This window comes from Paenibacillus sp. MAHUQ-63, assembly GCF_028765165.1.
Classification (GTDB): Bacteria; Bacillota; Bacilli; order Paenibacillales; family NBRC-103111; genus Paenibacillus_E.
The window spans coordinates 200,054-215,337 of record NZ_JARADB010000007.1; the positions used below are offsets into that span (position 1 = coordinate 200,054).

The window sequence follows — 15,284 nt, forward strand, 5'->3', positions numbered from 1 at the left end:
TGTCAGTTCTATTTTCTGCCTGCAAGGACAGTTAGCGTAGGTCTCAGCGAGAGAAATTCGAGGCGAAGGTGGACTATGAATGTATAAAGTTTTGGTCATTGAAGATGATGCCATGATCGGCGATATGATCACGATGTATTTGGGAGAAGAAGGCTTTGAGGTGATGAGGACGGAAACCGGGGGGAAGGGGATCGAAGCGGTTCAGTCATTCGCCCCTGATGTGATCTTGCTGGATCTCATGCTTCCGGACATGGATGGTCTGGAGCTGTGCAGCCAGGTTCGCAGGTCCTCCAGCGTGCCCATTATGATCGTATCGATGAAAAATAAAGTCGTGGAACGCGTCTCCGCTCTCGGGGCGGGCGCGGACGACTACTTGTCGAAGCCGTTCAGCATGCACGAAATGAGTGCGCGGGTTCATGCCTTGATTCGCCGCGCGCAGGTGTACCGGAGGAATGAAACGAAGAATGCCGGAGGGACGGCCGTTCCGGTGAGCAAGCCGGTAGCAGCGGATGCGCTGCTTCTCGACAAAAACACCATTTCGCTGGATCTCCAAACCCGATCGATGTGCGTAGGCGGGCAGGTCGTCGAGACAACGTACTCCGAGTTCGAAATTATGAAATGCTTCATTAATCACCCGGGCCGCGTATATAGCCGCGAGGATTTGCTGCAAACGGTACGCGGCTTTGATTCCTATGTAACGGACCGGGCGATTGACGTGCATATTGCCAACCTCCGCAAAAAAATCGAGAAAAATCCCAAAGAACCCCAAAGGATTCGTACGGTCTGGGGCGTAGGATATAAATTTGTTTTCTAACTTAAAAGCACGATCCGGCCAACCTCTGAATGCTGCCTCTGGCAGATTGGAGGTTTACTTGTGTTCGGCGAAGTAATTCACCGCCTGCCGGATGAACTTGGCGGACTCCGGATTATCCGTAGCCTGATCCGAATAAATGAGCGAAGTCGTCCGCTTCGTCTGCTCCAGCTCGACCAAATAGCGGAGGATGAGCTCATTATTCTCCAGCAAATCCTCCCGCAAGTACGATTTGGGCAGCAAGGTCGCCGTCTTGCAGGTGGAGACGAGCCGGATGATGGCTTCGAAGGAATCGATTTCCATCTGAACGTTAGGGAATATGGTATAGCGGTGGAACAGTTCATCCATCAAGATGCGGTACCAGGTGCCTTTGGAGAACAGGATCATCGGCAAGTCGTTCAGATCGTTCATCGTAATCTCCGCCCGGTCGATGAAAGGGTGCCCGAACGGCAGCACGAGACAGAGATGATCGTCGAAGAGCGGCTCGCAGTGCAGGCTGGTCGCATTGATCCGGGAGGCGACGATCCCGATGTCGACCTTGTTTTCTTTGACCATCGTAACGATCTCATGGGTTTTGCCCGTTAGCAGCTTAATCTCCGTCAAGGGGTACACTTGCAGGTAATTCGTGACGAGGTCGGGGAGCGTTGCCTGCAATGTGGTCAAGCTGGCGCCAATCGTGATGGAGGTGTGGGTGCCGGCCGCTTTGTACATTTGAATATTCTGCTTGAATTTGCGCTCCAGATGGCGCAGTTCCAAGGCGTGGTCGTAGCAGATCTGCCCCGCCTTCGTCAGTTCGAGCCGTTTGCCTTTGCGGGTGAACAGCTCCACGCCAAGCTCCTCTTCGAGCTTCATGATTTTGCGGGAGAGGGCGGGCTGTGAAATATTGAGCAGCTGCGAAGCTTTGTTCAGGCTTACTTGTTCGACAACAACGGCGAATACATCGAGAAGTTCCATCGGTTTATTTCATCTCCAACGACAAGGTTTATATGCAAGTTAGTTATAAGTGTATATAAAAAAACGGCACTTCCATTATAAGCGTGAAAGAGGTACGATGTACATGTCACTTTTTATTCACAATTATTGGACGACTGTGTATATTCGCCGCCCGGTTTGGCGAAAAATAGGCGTGGATGAATATGGGTTGACGCTCGTTTGCGGCGAGAGTACAATGATATGTGGCTTGTCTTTTGTCAGAACATGTCGGAATGTTTTATGAAATTTGTTGAGGGGGGAATTGGTTACATTATGGGTAATTCGTATTACTTTCGAAAGATCCACTCATTGCTAGGTGTCATTCCGGTGGGCTTCTTCCTTATTGAGCATTTGCTCACTAACTATGAAGCAACCAAGGGTCCCGAAGCGTTCGTGGATCAAATCAACTGGCTGAACGGTCTGCCGCTGGTCTTGCTCATGGAAATCGTGGGGATCTGGTTACCGCTTCTTTATCATGCCGTTTATGGACTTTATGTAGCCTATCAAGCACGCAATAACGTGTCCAACTACGGATATTTCCGCAACGTTATGTTCATGCTTCAACGGGTTACGGGCGTCATCACGTTCCTGTTCGTTGCTTGGCATTTCTTCGAGACTCGTCTGCAAGTTGCTTTCGGCAATGTGGCGCACGAGAATCTCGGTGTGACGATGCATGGTATCGCAACGAATCCTGTGATGTTCACGATCTATGTGATCGGTATCGTTTCTGCGACCTTCCATTTCTGCAACGGTTTGTGGTCGTTCTTCGTTTCCTGGGGTATCACGGTTGGACCGCGCGCACAGCGTTATTCCTCCATCATTTGGATGGTGCTGTTCGTCGTTATGTCCATCATGTTTATTATGTCGTTGGCAGCATTTACAGATACGCAATTTCAGGTTCCGGTAGAAGCACAAGCGGGGCACTAAGGGAGGGTGAACAGAAGTGGCTAATTCGAAAATCATCGTCGTCGGCGGAGGCCTTGCGGGACTCATGGCGACAATTAAAGCAGCGGAAGCCGGAGTTCACGTTCAATTGTTCTCCTTGGTTCCTGTGAAACGTTCCCACTCCGTATGCGCGCAAGGCGGCATTAACGGTGCGGTGAATACCAAAGGTGAAGGTGACTCCACTTGGGAGCACTTTGACGATACTGTTTACGGCGGAGACTTCCTTGCGAATCAACCGCCAGTCAAAGCATTATGCGATGCCGCTCCAGGCATCATTCACTTGATGGACCGGATGGGCGTTATGTTCAACCGTACGCCAGAGGGTCTGCTGGACTTCCGCCGTTTCGGCGGTACTAAATATCACCGTACAGCCTTCGCAGGCGCAACGACAGGGCAGCAGCTCTTGTACGCACTTGACGAGCAAGTACGCCGCTGGGAAACAGCGGGTCTCGTGACGAAGTTCGAGCATTGGGAATTCCTGGGCTCTGTTATCGATGAAGCCGGCGTATGCCGCGGTATCGCCGCGCAAGATCTGCGCAGCATGGAAATTCAAACGTTCCCGGCTGATGCGGTTATTTTGGCGACAGGCGGTCCTGGCATTATCTTCGGTAAAACGACGAACTCGGTCATCAACACGGGTACGGCGGCAAGTGCCGTTTACCAACAAGGCGTTAAATATGCGAACGGCGAGATGATTCAAATTCACCCGACGGCGATCCCGGGCGACGACAAGCTTCGCTTGATGTCCGAATCCGCGCGCGGTGAAGGCGGTCGGATCTGGACATATAAAGACGGGAAGCCTTGGTACTTCCTCGAAGAGAAATATCCGGCGTACGGAAACCTCGTGCCTCGTGATATCGCAACGCGCGAAATTTTCTCCGTATGTATCGATCAGAAGCTGGGCATCAACGGCGAGAACATGGTTTACCTCGATCTTTCCCATAAAGATCCGAAGGAGCTTGATATCAAGCTCGGCGGTATCATGGAAATTTACGAGAAATTCATGGGCGACGACCCGCGCAAAATTCCGATGAAGATTTTCCCAGCCGTTCATTACTCCATGGGCGGTATGTGGGTTGACTACAACATGATGACGAACGTCCCGGGCTTGTTCGCTGCCGGCGAGTGTGAGTACCAGCATCACGGTGCAAACCGTCTGGGTGCGAACTCGCTCGTATCTGCGATCTATGACGGTATGGTGTCCGGTCCCAAAGCGGTTGAGTACATTCGCGGCCTGGAGAAGCACGCGGACGATACGTCCTCGATCATCTTCGATCGCGAGAAGAAACGCCATCAAGACCGTTACGAAAGCTTGCTTAAAATGAACAGCGGTACGGAGAACGCCTATGCGCTGCACAAAGAGCTTGGCGATATGATGAACGCGAACATGACCGTTGTTCGTTACAACGATCGTCTGCAAGAAACAATCAACAAGATTAAAGACATGAAAGAAAGATACAACAACATCAACATTACGGATACGGCTCGTTGGAACAACCAAGGTGTGGCGTTCACTCGCCAGCTGTGGAACATGTTCGAGCTTGCCGAAGCGATGACTGTCGGCGCCTTGATGCGTAACGAAAGCCGCGGCGCGCACTACAAGCCGGAATTCCCGGATCGTGACGACGACAATTTCATGAAAACGACGATTGCCGATTGGACGCCGGACGGTCCGAAAATCAGCTATGAAGATATTGATGTATCTTTGATTAAACCGCGGAAACGCGACTACTCCACGGATAAGAAAAAAGGAGGACATTAATCATGGCTGAGACACAAAGCGCACAAAAAACCGTGAAGTTTATCGTGACTCGTCAAGAGAGTCCGGATTCCAAACCTTATACCGAGGAATTTGAAATTCCATACCGCCCGAACATGAACGTGATCAGCGGTTTGATGGAAGTTCAACGGAATCCTAAGAATGCCCGCGGCGAAAAAACGACGCCGGTCTGCTGGGAATCCAACTGTCTGGAGGAAGTGTGCGGCGCCTGCTCCATGGTCATTAACGGCAAACCGCGCCAAGCTTGCTCGGCGTTGATCGATAAGCTAGAGCAGCCGGTTCGCGTAGCTCCGATGAGTACGTTCCCGGTTATGCGTGACCTTGTCATCGACCGCGGACGTATGTTCAACGCATTGAAGAAAGTGAAAGCGTGGGTTCCGATCGACGGTACGTACGATCTCGGTCCTGGACCGCGGATGGCGGAGTCCAAGCGTCAATGGGCTTACGAGCTTTCCAAATGTATGACATGCGGCGTTTGTCTGGAGTCTTGCCCGAACGTCAATGACAAGAACTCCTTCATCGGACCTGCTGCCATCTCCCAAGTTCGTTTGTTCAATGCTCATCCGACGGGTGAAATGAACAAAGACGAGCGTTTGGATGCGCTGATGACGGACGGCGGTATCGAAGGCTGCGGTAACTCGCAGAACTGCGTACGCTCCTGTCCGAAAGGCATTCCGCTCACGACGTCCATTGCGGCGATGAATGCAGATTCGACGAAACATCTGTTCAAGAAATGGTTAGGCGTGTAAGCCGAACTATGAATATAGCCCGATACCCTGTGCGCAGGGTGTCGGGCTTTTTTGCGGGTTCCGACGGCTGGTTTTCTCCCTTGGACAGACGCAAACGTGCGTGCGGTGCAGTGCAGCGCAGTGCAGATCAGTGCAGGTTACTTTCGTGAGGTCCACCTGACCCGGCTAACGGACTCAGACGTCCTTATTTGATGTTTAATGGTCTGGATGCGAACGTAACGGACACCCGTGCGCTTATTTGCCTGTTCGGGAGCAGGTTTGGTCCGGAAAGCGGCAAATAAGGTCACGGGTGTCCGTTAGCAACGAAACGAGGCGTTTTTCGTGAGGTTAGCGGCTGCTGTGTCCGTTAGATTTATTAAGATGTCGGGAGGCGGCTAACTCCAGATAATTTTTATATGGATAGCTGACATGATGGAAGTGGAAGTGGATGAATGTATTATTGAGACTCATTTTTTGCAGCGTTTTATGTTATGTTACATTACATATTTTAGTTGAAAAATGCTTATATAAAATATTGATGTAATATATATTGACATATAACTTGGATGTCAGTATGATAAAGACAAAAGTAAGAGGCGCTAACAACCACATAGCAAATTGTTTTCTAGGGTTCCGCGGTAGATGAAGGCTGCCGGTCCGGTCCAAGAGAAGACACACGGCGGAGAAGGTCGCCGTGCACACGGAGGGACAAAAGCCCGGGAGGATATCAGAACATGATATCGTTCCGGGTTTTTCTTTTTATCAATGTAAAGGGAGAGGGAGAATCCGAATGAGACAAAAAATGATAGTTCTGATGATGGCGTTGTTATTGGCGTTAACGGTAGTGAGCGGCTGCACGAGCAAAGAGGCGGCCAGCGGGGCGGCGGGCGGCGGCGGTAACCAACCGATTAAATTGGCGCTCAGTCCATGGCCTGGCTGGTTTGTCTGGTACTTGGTCAAAGAGAAAGGCTTCTTCGAGAAGAACGGTGTGAATGTAGATTTGGTATGGTTCCCTGTGTATAGCGATTCCTTATCCGCGCTTGCTTCCGGGAAAGTCGATGCGAACAGCCAAACGTTAAGCGATACGCTGGCTCCGGCGAGCAAGGGCATTCCGCTCAAAGCCGTATTGGTGAACGATAACTCCAACGGCGGGGACGGCATCGTCGTGAAGCCCGGCATTAACTCTCTGAAGGAACTCAAAGGGAAGAAAGTGGCGACAGAGCTGGGGACCGTCGATCATCTCCTGATGCTGACCGCCCTTGAGAAAGAAGGTCTTGCGGAGAAGGACGTCGCTTACACGAACATGACAGTAAACGATGCAGGTCCGGCATTTATTTCAGGCAACTTGGACGGAGCTGTGCTATGGGAGCCGTTCTTGAGCAAAGCGATTGCGGAAGGCAAGGGCAAGCTGCTCTTCTCCTCCAAGGATACGCCGGGTCTTATTCCCGATCTGCTCGTCTTCAAAGAAGAGATTACGAAGAACCGCCCGGACGATGTGAAGAAAATTTTGCACGCCTGGTTCGATGCTCTGGACTACTGGCAAGCGAATCCGGAAGAGTCTTTGCAGATTATGGCCAAAGCGGCGGAGACGCCGTTGGATGAATATAAGGCCGGTGTAAACAGCGTGAAGATTTTCCAACTGGAAGATAATATCAAGGCTTTCCAGAAAGGTGAGACTTACAGCTCCCTTCATTACACTTCGCAGAAAACAGCCGAGTTCTTGAAAGGCTTGGAGATGCTGTCGACCATTCCGAAGGCGGAGAGCTTCCTGGACGGACATTTCGTTGAGGAAGTGCAGAAGGAGCGCAAGAAATAAAAGGCGAGTGAGGTGCTCTATGGAGACGACTATGAAAAAAAGACGCAAACCCGCGTTATTCGCCATACGGGGTGACATTAAGCGCAGCACCTACGTATCGGGCATCGTATTGACGGTTGCCTTGGCGATCGTGTTCTGGAGCGTGCTCAGTTATGGCAGCTTCGTTAACCGCGCATTTCTGCCGACACCCGATGCCGTCCTTCGCCAGTTAGCCATTCAGCTGCAGAGCTCGGTGTTCTGGCATCATGTCGGCATCAGCATCTTCCGGGTGGGAGCCGGCTTCCTGCTCGCTTGCTTGCTCGGTATTCCGCTCGGGATTCTTGCGGGGACGTTCCGGTACGCCGAAGCGCTGCTTGTTCCGCCGACGGAGTTCATCCGGTACATGCCGGCTACCGCTTTTATTCCGCTGATCATGGTATGGGCGGGGATCGGGGAATGGGCGAAAGTGATCGTCATCTTCATCGGGTGCTTTTTCCAGCTCATGCTGATGGTGGCGGATAATACGCGTTCGGTATCCAATGATTTGCTGCAAACATCGTACACGTTAGGAGCGAACCGCTGGCAAGCCATTGAGAAGGTGCTGATCCCTGCACTGCTGCCGGATCTAATGAATACGCTGCGGTTAATTATCGGCTGGGCTTGGACTTATCTGGTTGTGGCGGAGCTGGTAGCGGCCAGCAGCGGGTTGGGCTTCTCCATTATGAAGGCGCAGCGGTTTCTCAATACGGATCAAATTTTTGTCGGCATTCTTGTCATCGGCCTGCTTGGTCTGCTGACGGATCGCTCATTCGCATATTGCCACCGCAGATTTTTCCCATGGTTGGAAGGAGGCCGTTAACATGATGCATGCATTACGAGTGGAAGCTTCTATGGACCAAGTTACGGCGGAGACCAAGATTAAAGCTGTCGACGTCTCCAAAGTCTACAGCACGAAGAAATCGCAGTTCGTTGCGCTCGACAGCGTATCCTTTCATATAAACGCTCATGAGTTTGTCAGCTTCGTCGGCCCTTCCGGCTGCGGCAAATCCTCCCTCCTGCGCATACTTGCAGGCTTGGAAACGATGACGAGCGGAACGCTCACCGTCTCAGGCCACGATATTGACGGACCCGGCGCCGACCGCGGGATGGTATTTCAGTCGTATACGCTGTTCCCATGGCTGTCAGTAAGGGAGAACATTGAGTTCGGCTTGACGTTGAAAGGTGTGCCCCTATTCGAGAAGAGGGCGATCGCCGATCACTTCATGGAGATGGTCGGTCTGCAGAAGTTCGCCCGCTCGCTGCCTAAGGAGCTCTCCGGAGGCATGAAGCAGCGGGTGGCCATTGCGCGTGCGCTGGCGAATAACCCGGAGGTGCTCCTGATGGATGAGCCTTTCGGGGCACTCGATCCGCAGACCAAGAACGCGATGCAGGAGCTGCTGCTGCGCATCTGGGAGAAGGAGAAGACGACCGTCGTCTTCATCACGCACGATATCGAGGAGGCGATCTTCCTCTCTCAGCGCGTCTATGTGATGCAGGCGCATCCCGGTACGATTCGCAAGGAGATCGTCATTCCCCGCGGGCTGCGGGACGTGGAGGACGTGAAAGATTCCGATGCCTTCCTCAAATTGAAGAAGCAGATCATTTCCTTGATCGGGCATCACGAGGAATGAAAACGGACTTGATCTGTGGGATAGAAAGTGAACCTTCATTGACGAGCGCTTGACTTCTCCGATAAAATGAGTGAAAGCGTCAGAAGGATGAGGGAAGTCTAGTGAACAAAAATAAACAGCCCACGATCATCGATGTGGCTTCGGAGGCCGGCGTCTCGATTGCCACGGTTTCGAATGTAATTAACCGCCGGAAAGTGCCGATGGCACCCGAGACGATCCGCAAAGTAGAAGAAGCGGTAGCTCGTCTGGGTTACCGGCGCAATGTGATGGCAACCAATTTGAGCCGTCGCAGATCCTATGAGCTGGGGTTGATCATTCCGCATTTCGGCGGCTATTATGGCCGGTTTGCGGAGCAGCTGGAGCAGAAGGTGCATCAGTACGGCTATCACTTATCGGTCTTCTCAGCCGCGGGCATGGACCCGGAGATCGAGCAGCGGCATCTGGAGCACTTGCTGCAGCGAAGAGTCGACGGCTTGGTCAGCCATGGTTTGGCGATGAGCATGCATTCGACGCAGCAGTTGGTCGGCGAGGGCACGCCGCTCGTCATCTTCAACGGCTGGGGGTGGCCGAGCGATATCGTCAAGCTGGCGGTCAATTTGGATTTTGCGAAAGCTTCCTCCGAAGCGGTGCGGCACTTCCTCGATAAAGGCTGCCGCTCTGTCATTTATGCCGGTAGACGCATGGGGATGGGCGCTAACGAGCAGCGTATCCAGGGATTCCTGGGCGGCCTCGGCGAGCGGGAGGATGAGGTGGTGCATGCCCTTTTGGATGCAGGTGAGCTTGGCGTTGCCGGTATTCTGGATGAAGCGCTGCGCTTGAGCGGTGATAGACGGCCTATCGGTATTTATACGTTTAATGATGCGATGGCGTTAGAAATATTGGCGGTATGCCACGAACGGGGAATCCGCGTGCCGGAGGACGTACAGCTGATCGGCATGGACAATGAGCTGTATTCCAAGGCCAGCTTCCCGTCTATAACGAGCTTCGAGATGCCGGTTGATTTGCAAACGAGCTTGGTCGCAGCCTTTCTTATGCGAGATATTGGGGAAGAGTTGGACGAGACGAACTCACAGCTGCTGGATGCTTACTTGCCCCATGTTGCTGGACATGAGCTTCTTATAGATTTGGAAATGATCGTGCGGAAGTCGACCGGACAATGATATAGAAAGACCATGGACCGCTCGGCGGAGGGATCCATGGTCTTTTTTAGAGGCTGGGCAGCGTGCCGGAGCTTGCTGACCGGTGATGCTGCAGAAACTTTTTGCCGTATTCCCCGTGGGGGTTAATTTCGGCGTGTTCGATTTGAATCGTTGCGTGCTCGATGCCGTATTTGCTTTTGAGCGTCTCGTTGATGGCGAGGATGACGCAGAAGGGCTGAATGTTCGGCGAGATGAACACGTGAGCGGTTAAGGAGTAGTGGTCCGTTGATACGGCCCACAGATGCATTTCGTGCACATCTTCTACGCCCTCGACTTGGGCGATTTGCTGGCGAATGTCATCGAGGTTGAAGCGTTCGGGCACCGATTCCATGAGAATCAGGTAGGATTCGCGAATGATTTTACTGCCGCCTGTAAAAATGATGCCGCCGATGACCATCGAGATCAGTGGGTCGAACCAGAGCAACCCGGAGTAATAAATAATGATGGAAGACACGATGACGCCGACCGAGCTGAGCAAATCGCCGAAGAAATGCCAGAGTGCGCTTTTGACATTGAGATTATCTTCTTCTTTGACGCTGTTGTGAAGCACGAGTGTGAGCACGAGGTTCACAATAAGACCGATCGAGGCGATGCCTAGCATGAGTCCGAGTTGGATCGGCTGAGGATGAATGATGCGCTGAATGCCCTCGATGAAGATGCCGATTGCGATGACGCAGAGCGCCAAGCCGTTCAGGAATGAGGCGATAATCTCGAAACGCAGGAATCCGAACGTGAACCGCGCATTCGGCTCGCGGGTTGCCAGGTGCAGGGCGATCATGCTTAAGCCTAATGCGATGACGTCCGAGATCATATGGGCGGAATCCGATAGCAGGGCCAGTGAGTTCGACAGCACCCCGCCGACGATTTCGACGATGGTGAAGAAGGCGGTCAGCAGAAGGGTCACCCATAATGTTTTTCTTGTTTTGGTTTGTTGTTTGACATGATGAAGATGATGATAGTCGTATTGGAAATCGGTGCTCATAAGGCGCCTCCTTGTCTTGATATTAATTATAATAATTCTAATTTAGTTATTACTATTATATGCTAGCGGTAGGGGCTGGTGCAACCCCTGTTGCATTATTTTTCTGTGAAGACTACAAAAGTGGATGTCGATAAAGCGTTTTCTATTTTGTAACATAAATGAAATATTCCTGTTATGGTTCCATAATGTTTGGGAGGTAATATAATAACCAAGACCCCCTTTTTAATATAAACTTTTTGAACCCGGCCCCGTTGGCTGGGTTCCTTTTTTTTGTCTGTAAGAAAAGAGTGCGGCGCGAGAAACTGTGAGCAATGTGCTGCGTCCGGATCTGCTGAGGAAGGAATTGTGAAAACGGACGGATGACCATTCAGATTGTGGTATCCTCACTGCCGCTGGACGATTCCCCATGTTTTGAAGACGGTTCCCCAAGCTTATGTATTGTCGAAATGCTACTTTAATAGAAGAGCGACTGATACTACATGAAAGGCTGTGGGCTGGAATGCTGCAATCCTATGCAGACAAAGTATGGCAAGAGATGATCAAAGACCACACCGGCGAGTGGGGCATGGATATTCATCAGTGGGATTGGGTGCCTGGCGTCGGCGTTATCGCCATATTGGACTACTATCAGTCAACAGGCGATGCGAAGGCATTGGCTTATTTGCAGGAGTGGGTCAAACGAAATGAAGAGAAGGCCAAGGGGACCAAGGTGATCAACTCGATCGCGCCTTACGCGATATTCCCGGCTCTGCACAGAATCACGGGAGATGCGTGGTACAAGGATGAAGCGGTGCGCATCGCGGAATGGCTGATTCATGAAACGCCGCGTACCCGAGAGGGCGCCTTCGAGCATACGGTGACGGAAAACGTGGAGTTCTCCGAGCAGGTATGGGCGGACACGATCTATATGGCCGTGTTGTTCCTGGCCCGCACGGCCAAGCTGGCCGGCAATAAGACGTATGCGGAAGAAGCGCTGGACCAAGTGCTGATTCATCTGCGCCTCTTGCAGGACCCGCAGACGCAGGTGCTGTTCCATGGGTGGAACTGCGCTAGCGGGAATCATATGTCCGGCGCACGCTGGACACGGGCGAATGCTTGGGTGGCGGCCGGTGTGCCGATGATTGTGGAGGAGATAGCAGAGCTTGCAGCGATTCCGGAAGAGCTTAAGGAACGATACGGCCGCCTCATGGCAGGGCTGCTTGCCTATCAGCAAAGCGACGGGTTGTGGAGTACGGTGATGGATCAGCCGCATTTCTATCGCGAGGTTTCGGGGAGCGCGGGCATCGCATTCGGACTGTTAAAAGGCGCCGAGGCCGGGCTTATTACCCAATCCGATGAAACTGCGGCAGCCGTGCAGCGCGCTGTAGGCGCTATACTGCCTCAGATTACGGAGGATGGCGTTGTTCTGAGCGTATCCGGCGGAACGCCGGTGATGCCGACGGTGCAGGCTTATCAAGACAATATTCCAACATATCCGACACTTTACGGCCAAGGACTTGTGCTGATGCTGCTGGCCAAAGTCATGCAGAAGGAGCGGGTGAACCATGCCTAACGCAGAACTGCTTGCGGCCATTCAAGCGGCCGAGGAGAAGTATGACTCGCAGGTAAAGCTCGTTCGAACGCCGCTCACGGCTACCTACCATACGGCGCTGAAGCCGGATAAGCATCCATTCGTTTATGCGCTGTTTCCGTCTACCTGCTATGCCTATGATTTATTGCAGTATGGCGGAGAGGCAAATGTCGATAGGGCAATCGATATACTTGAAGTCGTGACGGCGCAGCAGGATCGGGATTCGGCGCGGGCCTCCTACGGCATTTGGCCGTATTTCTATGAAGAATCGCTGGATGAGATGGATCGTCCCGATTGGAATATGGCGGATTTTCACGGGAAGCGTCTGGTGCTGATTCTAAAAAATTACCAAGAGCTCCTTCCGCAGCGGCTTATTGATCGAATTCGTGAAGCCGTGTATCACGCTTGCCATGCGATCATGCTTCGGAATGTCGGGCCGCACTATACGAATATTGCGATTATGGGGGCTATGGTCACGCTGGTCGGCGGCGAAGTGCTGGGCGATGAGGAAATCCGGAGCTATGGCGAGCAGCGGCTAAAAAGGTTTCACACATTCACAACGGGCATCGGCACATTTACGGAATATAACAGCCCCTGCTACACGCCGATTGCGATTGAGGAGCTGCACAGCATTTATCAAGAGTCCAAGACCGCAGAGGCTGTCTCGCTTGCCGAGCAATTGCTGGACATCGCATGGCACATGATCGCCCAACATTATCACCCGGCTACGGAGCAGTGGGGCGGACCTTATAGCAGAACGTATAGCACTTTGCTCACGGAACGGGAAACCCGTTTTATACGTAACGGACTTAGCCGAGAGGGCGATCACATTCGTTGTCCTGAGAAGTACCATGCTTTGTTTCAGGCCAATGAGGAACGTTATTATATAGTGCCTACTTTGATGGCTGCGGAAACAGGCTATCAGAATTATGCCACAACGTATCAAAATGAAAGGTTAACCCTCGGCAGCTACAGCAAAGGGATCATGTGGAACCAGCGCCGGAATCTGTTAGGCTTCGTGGATGCCGGAGGCAAGAAAGTGTTCGTACAGCTGCAGTTTCTGAAGGACGGCCGAGATTTCTGCTCCGCCATCTACACGGGGGTTCAGTCCCGCCAGCATGTGCTGTTCAGCTTTAATTTGGCTACGGATAACGGTGCCTGGCACCAGGAGCTGGATATCATCAACGGCAGGTTCAAAGCGAAGGATTTGCGTATACGGGTGCTGCTTGGCGGCGATGTGGCGCAGTTAGCTCTGCCCGCCGTGCTCGAAAATGGCCGCTGTGAAGCACAGATCGGTGATGTGAAGCTTCATGTGGAAGCTGTGCTGGGCGGCACCGATTACGGAGAGCTCACCTTAGCAGCGGAGCGCACGGAGAAGGAGCTGCACTTGGATTATGTGATCGCGACGGGCGGGGAGGAGCGGGATTATGATTTCCACGCGCTGCAGCAGGCGTTATGGATTTTTGCTTTGTCGCTCGGAAGCGATGAGCCGCTCGATGTGGAGCTGACCCGGGACGGCCAGCAGGTGACGGCATCGGCCCGGACCGAGGAAGGCACGATGGCGATTCAAGTATCGCAATTGCCAGGCAAGACGAGCGACTTCTACCTCGGGAACAACGTACACTTTGCTTCCGGGTTGCTAGAGGCGAATCGTACAGCGGCAGTTGAGTAAAAGGCAGGGCAGAACAACCCTTTTTGCATGTGTCCGCATGTGAAGAGGGTTGTTTTAGTTTGACAGCCCTCTCCGCCGGTAAGCCTCAATCCGGTACTGCTTGGGGGTGATGCCGGTTGCTTTTTTGAAGAGATGAAAGAAATGCGAGATATCGCCAAAGCCTGTGGCCGATGCGATGTCCGTCACCGTACGGTCCGTTTCCATCAACAGCCGCTTGGCTTGGTTGAGACGATACTCCGTCAGGAACTGGCCGATCGTCGTTCCGGTCGTTTCCTTGAATGCCGTGAAGAGCTGCGAACGAGAGACGGGGAAGCGCAGCACGAGATCCTCGATCAGGATGCTCTCTTGATAATGTGCGATGAGATAGGCGAGCACGTCGCCGATCAGCTGCGGATCATCGCGCTTCGTATCCTGCGTGGCGGCTTCCGCCTGCAGACGGAACAGCTCTAGGAAAAATTCGCTGATGATTTTGAGCACTTCCAGCTCGTAAAGCGGGGTGCGCTCTTGCAAGTGAAGCTCCAGCTGCGCAAAAATGCCCTGCATCGTGACAAGCTGCTGCGGCGTCAGGAAGTAATGGCTTGCATCGGGATGCCCCGCAGCCAGCATGCGCGCAATGGACAGATCGGATGCTTGGCACATGCCGTGCAGCTTCTCCAGGTACGATTCGTCCAGCGACAGCACGTAACGGTGGAATTCGGGGCTGTGCCCATGATAAGGGCGATGCAGCACATTCGGATGAATGACGGTCAAACTACCTGCATGAAGCGGGAGTAACCGGTCGCCGACGACATAGGAGCCGGAGCCCTGCAGGACGAAATAAATTTCGTAGCCGTTATGAGCATGCAGCTGAGGCTGAATGAGCGGTGTAATCCGGTATTCGCAGTGCACAGGATATTCTTTTAAGAAATGATTCGTATAATCGTCAATAGCGTAGTAAACCGCAGACGTATCGGCAGTTTCCGCAGTATCCGCAGTATCCGGCTTGGCGCGCAGCACGCATGTCTCCTCCTTAGGCTGATGTACAGCCTTTGTCCTGAATTAACTATAAGGGATGGGAGGAGCGCTTCACAAGCGGTGCTGCGGGCAGGCAAGCGACCCTATCCAGCTGCAAGTCGGAGATAATACAGTTACGGTTATCGTGACTGCATTAACGGAACTAC

13 protein-coding genes and 1 riboswitch are annotated in these 15,284 nt (G+C 52.6%); of the genes, 10 read left to right on the forward strand and 3 right to left on the reverse strand.

The annotated features are described in order from the left end of the window. Nucleotides 1-79: 79 nt before the first annotated feature. Entirely contained in the window at nucleotides 80-814 is a 735-nt protein-coding gene (locus PUT07_RS30065) for a response regulator transcription factor (protein ID WP_274472466.1), read from the forward strand. A 54-nt stretch (nucleotides 815-868) separates the two neighbouring features. On the opposite strand, the gene PUT07_RS30070 is transcribed toward PUT07_RS30065, so the two are convergent. Beyond that, a complete protein-coding gene (locus PUT07_RS30070) occupies nucleotides 869-1,765 on the reverse strand; it encodes a LysR family transcriptional regulator (RefSeq protein WP_274472467.1) in 897 nt (298 codons plus the stop codon). Nucleotides 1,766-2,056: 291 nt separating this feature from the next. Between PUT07_RS30070 and PUT07_RS30075 the strand changes: the two genes are divergently transcribed. The 7 genes from PUT07_RS30075 to PUT07_RS30105 all read left to right on the forward strand — a co-directional run bounded on the left by PUT07_RS30075 (nucleotide 2,057) and on the right by PUT07_RS30105 (nucleotide 9,861). Further along, a complete protein-coding gene (locus PUT07_RS30075; protein ID WP_274472468.1) occupies nucleotides 2,057-2,710 on the forward strand; it encodes a succinate dehydrogenase cytochrome b558 subunit in 654 nt (217 codons plus the stop codon). 16 nt (nucleotides 2,711-2,726) lie between these two features. Continuing rightward, entirely contained in the window at nucleotides 2,727-4,490 is a 1,764-nt protein-coding gene (sdhA, locus tag PUT07_RS30080; protein ID WP_274472469.1) for a succinate dehydrogenase flavoprotein subunit, read from the forward strand. 2 nt (nucleotides 4,491-4,492) lie between these two features. After that, nucleotides 4,493-5,257 (forward strand): succinate dehydrogenase iron-sulfur subunit, encoded by a 765-nt coding sequence (sdhB, locus tag PUT07_RS30085; RefSeq protein WP_274472470.1) that lies wholly within the window; start codon nucleotides 4,493-4,495, stop codon nucleotides 5,255-5,257. Between the two features lie 593 nt (nucleotides 5,258-5,850). Continuing rightward, nucleotides 5,851-5,961: riboswitch (guanidine-I (ykkC/yxkD leader) on the forward strand. A gap of 65 nt (nucleotides 5,962-6,026) precedes the next feature. Continuing rightward, on the forward strand, nucleotides 6,027-7,052 hold the full coding sequence (locus PUT07_RS30090; RefSeq protein WP_274472471.1) for an ABC transporter substrate-binding protein: 1,026 nt from the start codon (nucleotides 6,027-6,029) through the stop codon (nucleotides 7,050-7,052). 31 nt (nucleotides 7,053-7,083) lie between these two features. Then, entirely contained in the window at nucleotides 7,084-7,890 is an 807-nt protein-coding gene (locus PUT07_RS30095) for an ABC transporter permease (protein ID WP_274472472.1), read from the forward strand. A gap of 1 nt (nucleotide 7,891) precedes the next feature. Next, nucleotides 7,892-8,701 (forward strand): ABC transporter ATP-binding protein, encoded by an 810-nt coding sequence (locus PUT07_RS30100; protein ID WP_274472473.1) that lies wholly within the window; start codon nucleotides 7,892-7,894, stop codon nucleotides 8,699-8,701. 101 nt (nucleotides 8,702-8,802) lie between these two features. Continuing rightward, nucleotides 8,803-9,861 (forward strand): LacI family DNA-binding transcriptional regulator, encoded by a 1,059-nt coding sequence (locus PUT07_RS30105; RefSeq protein WP_274472474.1) that lies wholly within the window; start codon nucleotides 8,803-8,805, stop codon nucleotides 9,859-9,861. Nucleotides 9,862-9,907: 46 nt separating this feature from the next. On the opposite strand, the gene PUT07_RS30110 is transcribed toward PUT07_RS30105, so the two are convergent. Next, entirely contained in the window at nucleotides 9,908-10,882 is a 975-nt protein-coding gene (locus PUT07_RS30110; RefSeq protein WP_274472475.1) for a cation diffusion facilitator family transporter, read from the reverse strand. 499 nt (nucleotides 10,883-11,381) lie between these two features. Between PUT07_RS30110 and PUT07_RS30115 the strand changes: the two genes are divergently transcribed. Continuing rightward, complete coding sequence (locus PUT07_RS30115; protein ID WP_274472476.1) at nucleotides 11,382-12,434, forward strand: glycoside hydrolase family 88/105 protein; 1,053 nt, start codon at nucleotides 11,382-11,384, stop codon at nucleotides 12,432-12,434. Further along, nucleotides 12,427-14,124, forward strand: coding sequence for a hypothetical protein (locus tag PUT07_RS30120; RefSeq protein ID WP_274472477.1), 1,698 nt, complete (start codon nucleotides 12,427-12,429; stop codon nucleotides 14,122-14,124). The genes PUT07_RS30115 and PUT07_RS30120 overlap by 8 nt, the downstream gene beginning before the upstream one ends. Before the next feature lie 54 nt (nucleotides 14,125-14,178). Here the strand turns inward: PUT07_RS30120 and PUT07_RS30125 are convergent, their stop codons facing one another. Next, nucleotides 14,179-15,120, reverse strand: a complete 942-nt coding sequence (locus PUT07_RS30125) for an AraC family transcriptional regulator (protein ID WP_274472478.1) — start codon at nucleotides 15,118-15,120, stop codon at nucleotides 14,179-14,181. Nucleotides 15,121-15,284: the final 164 nt, after the last annotated feature.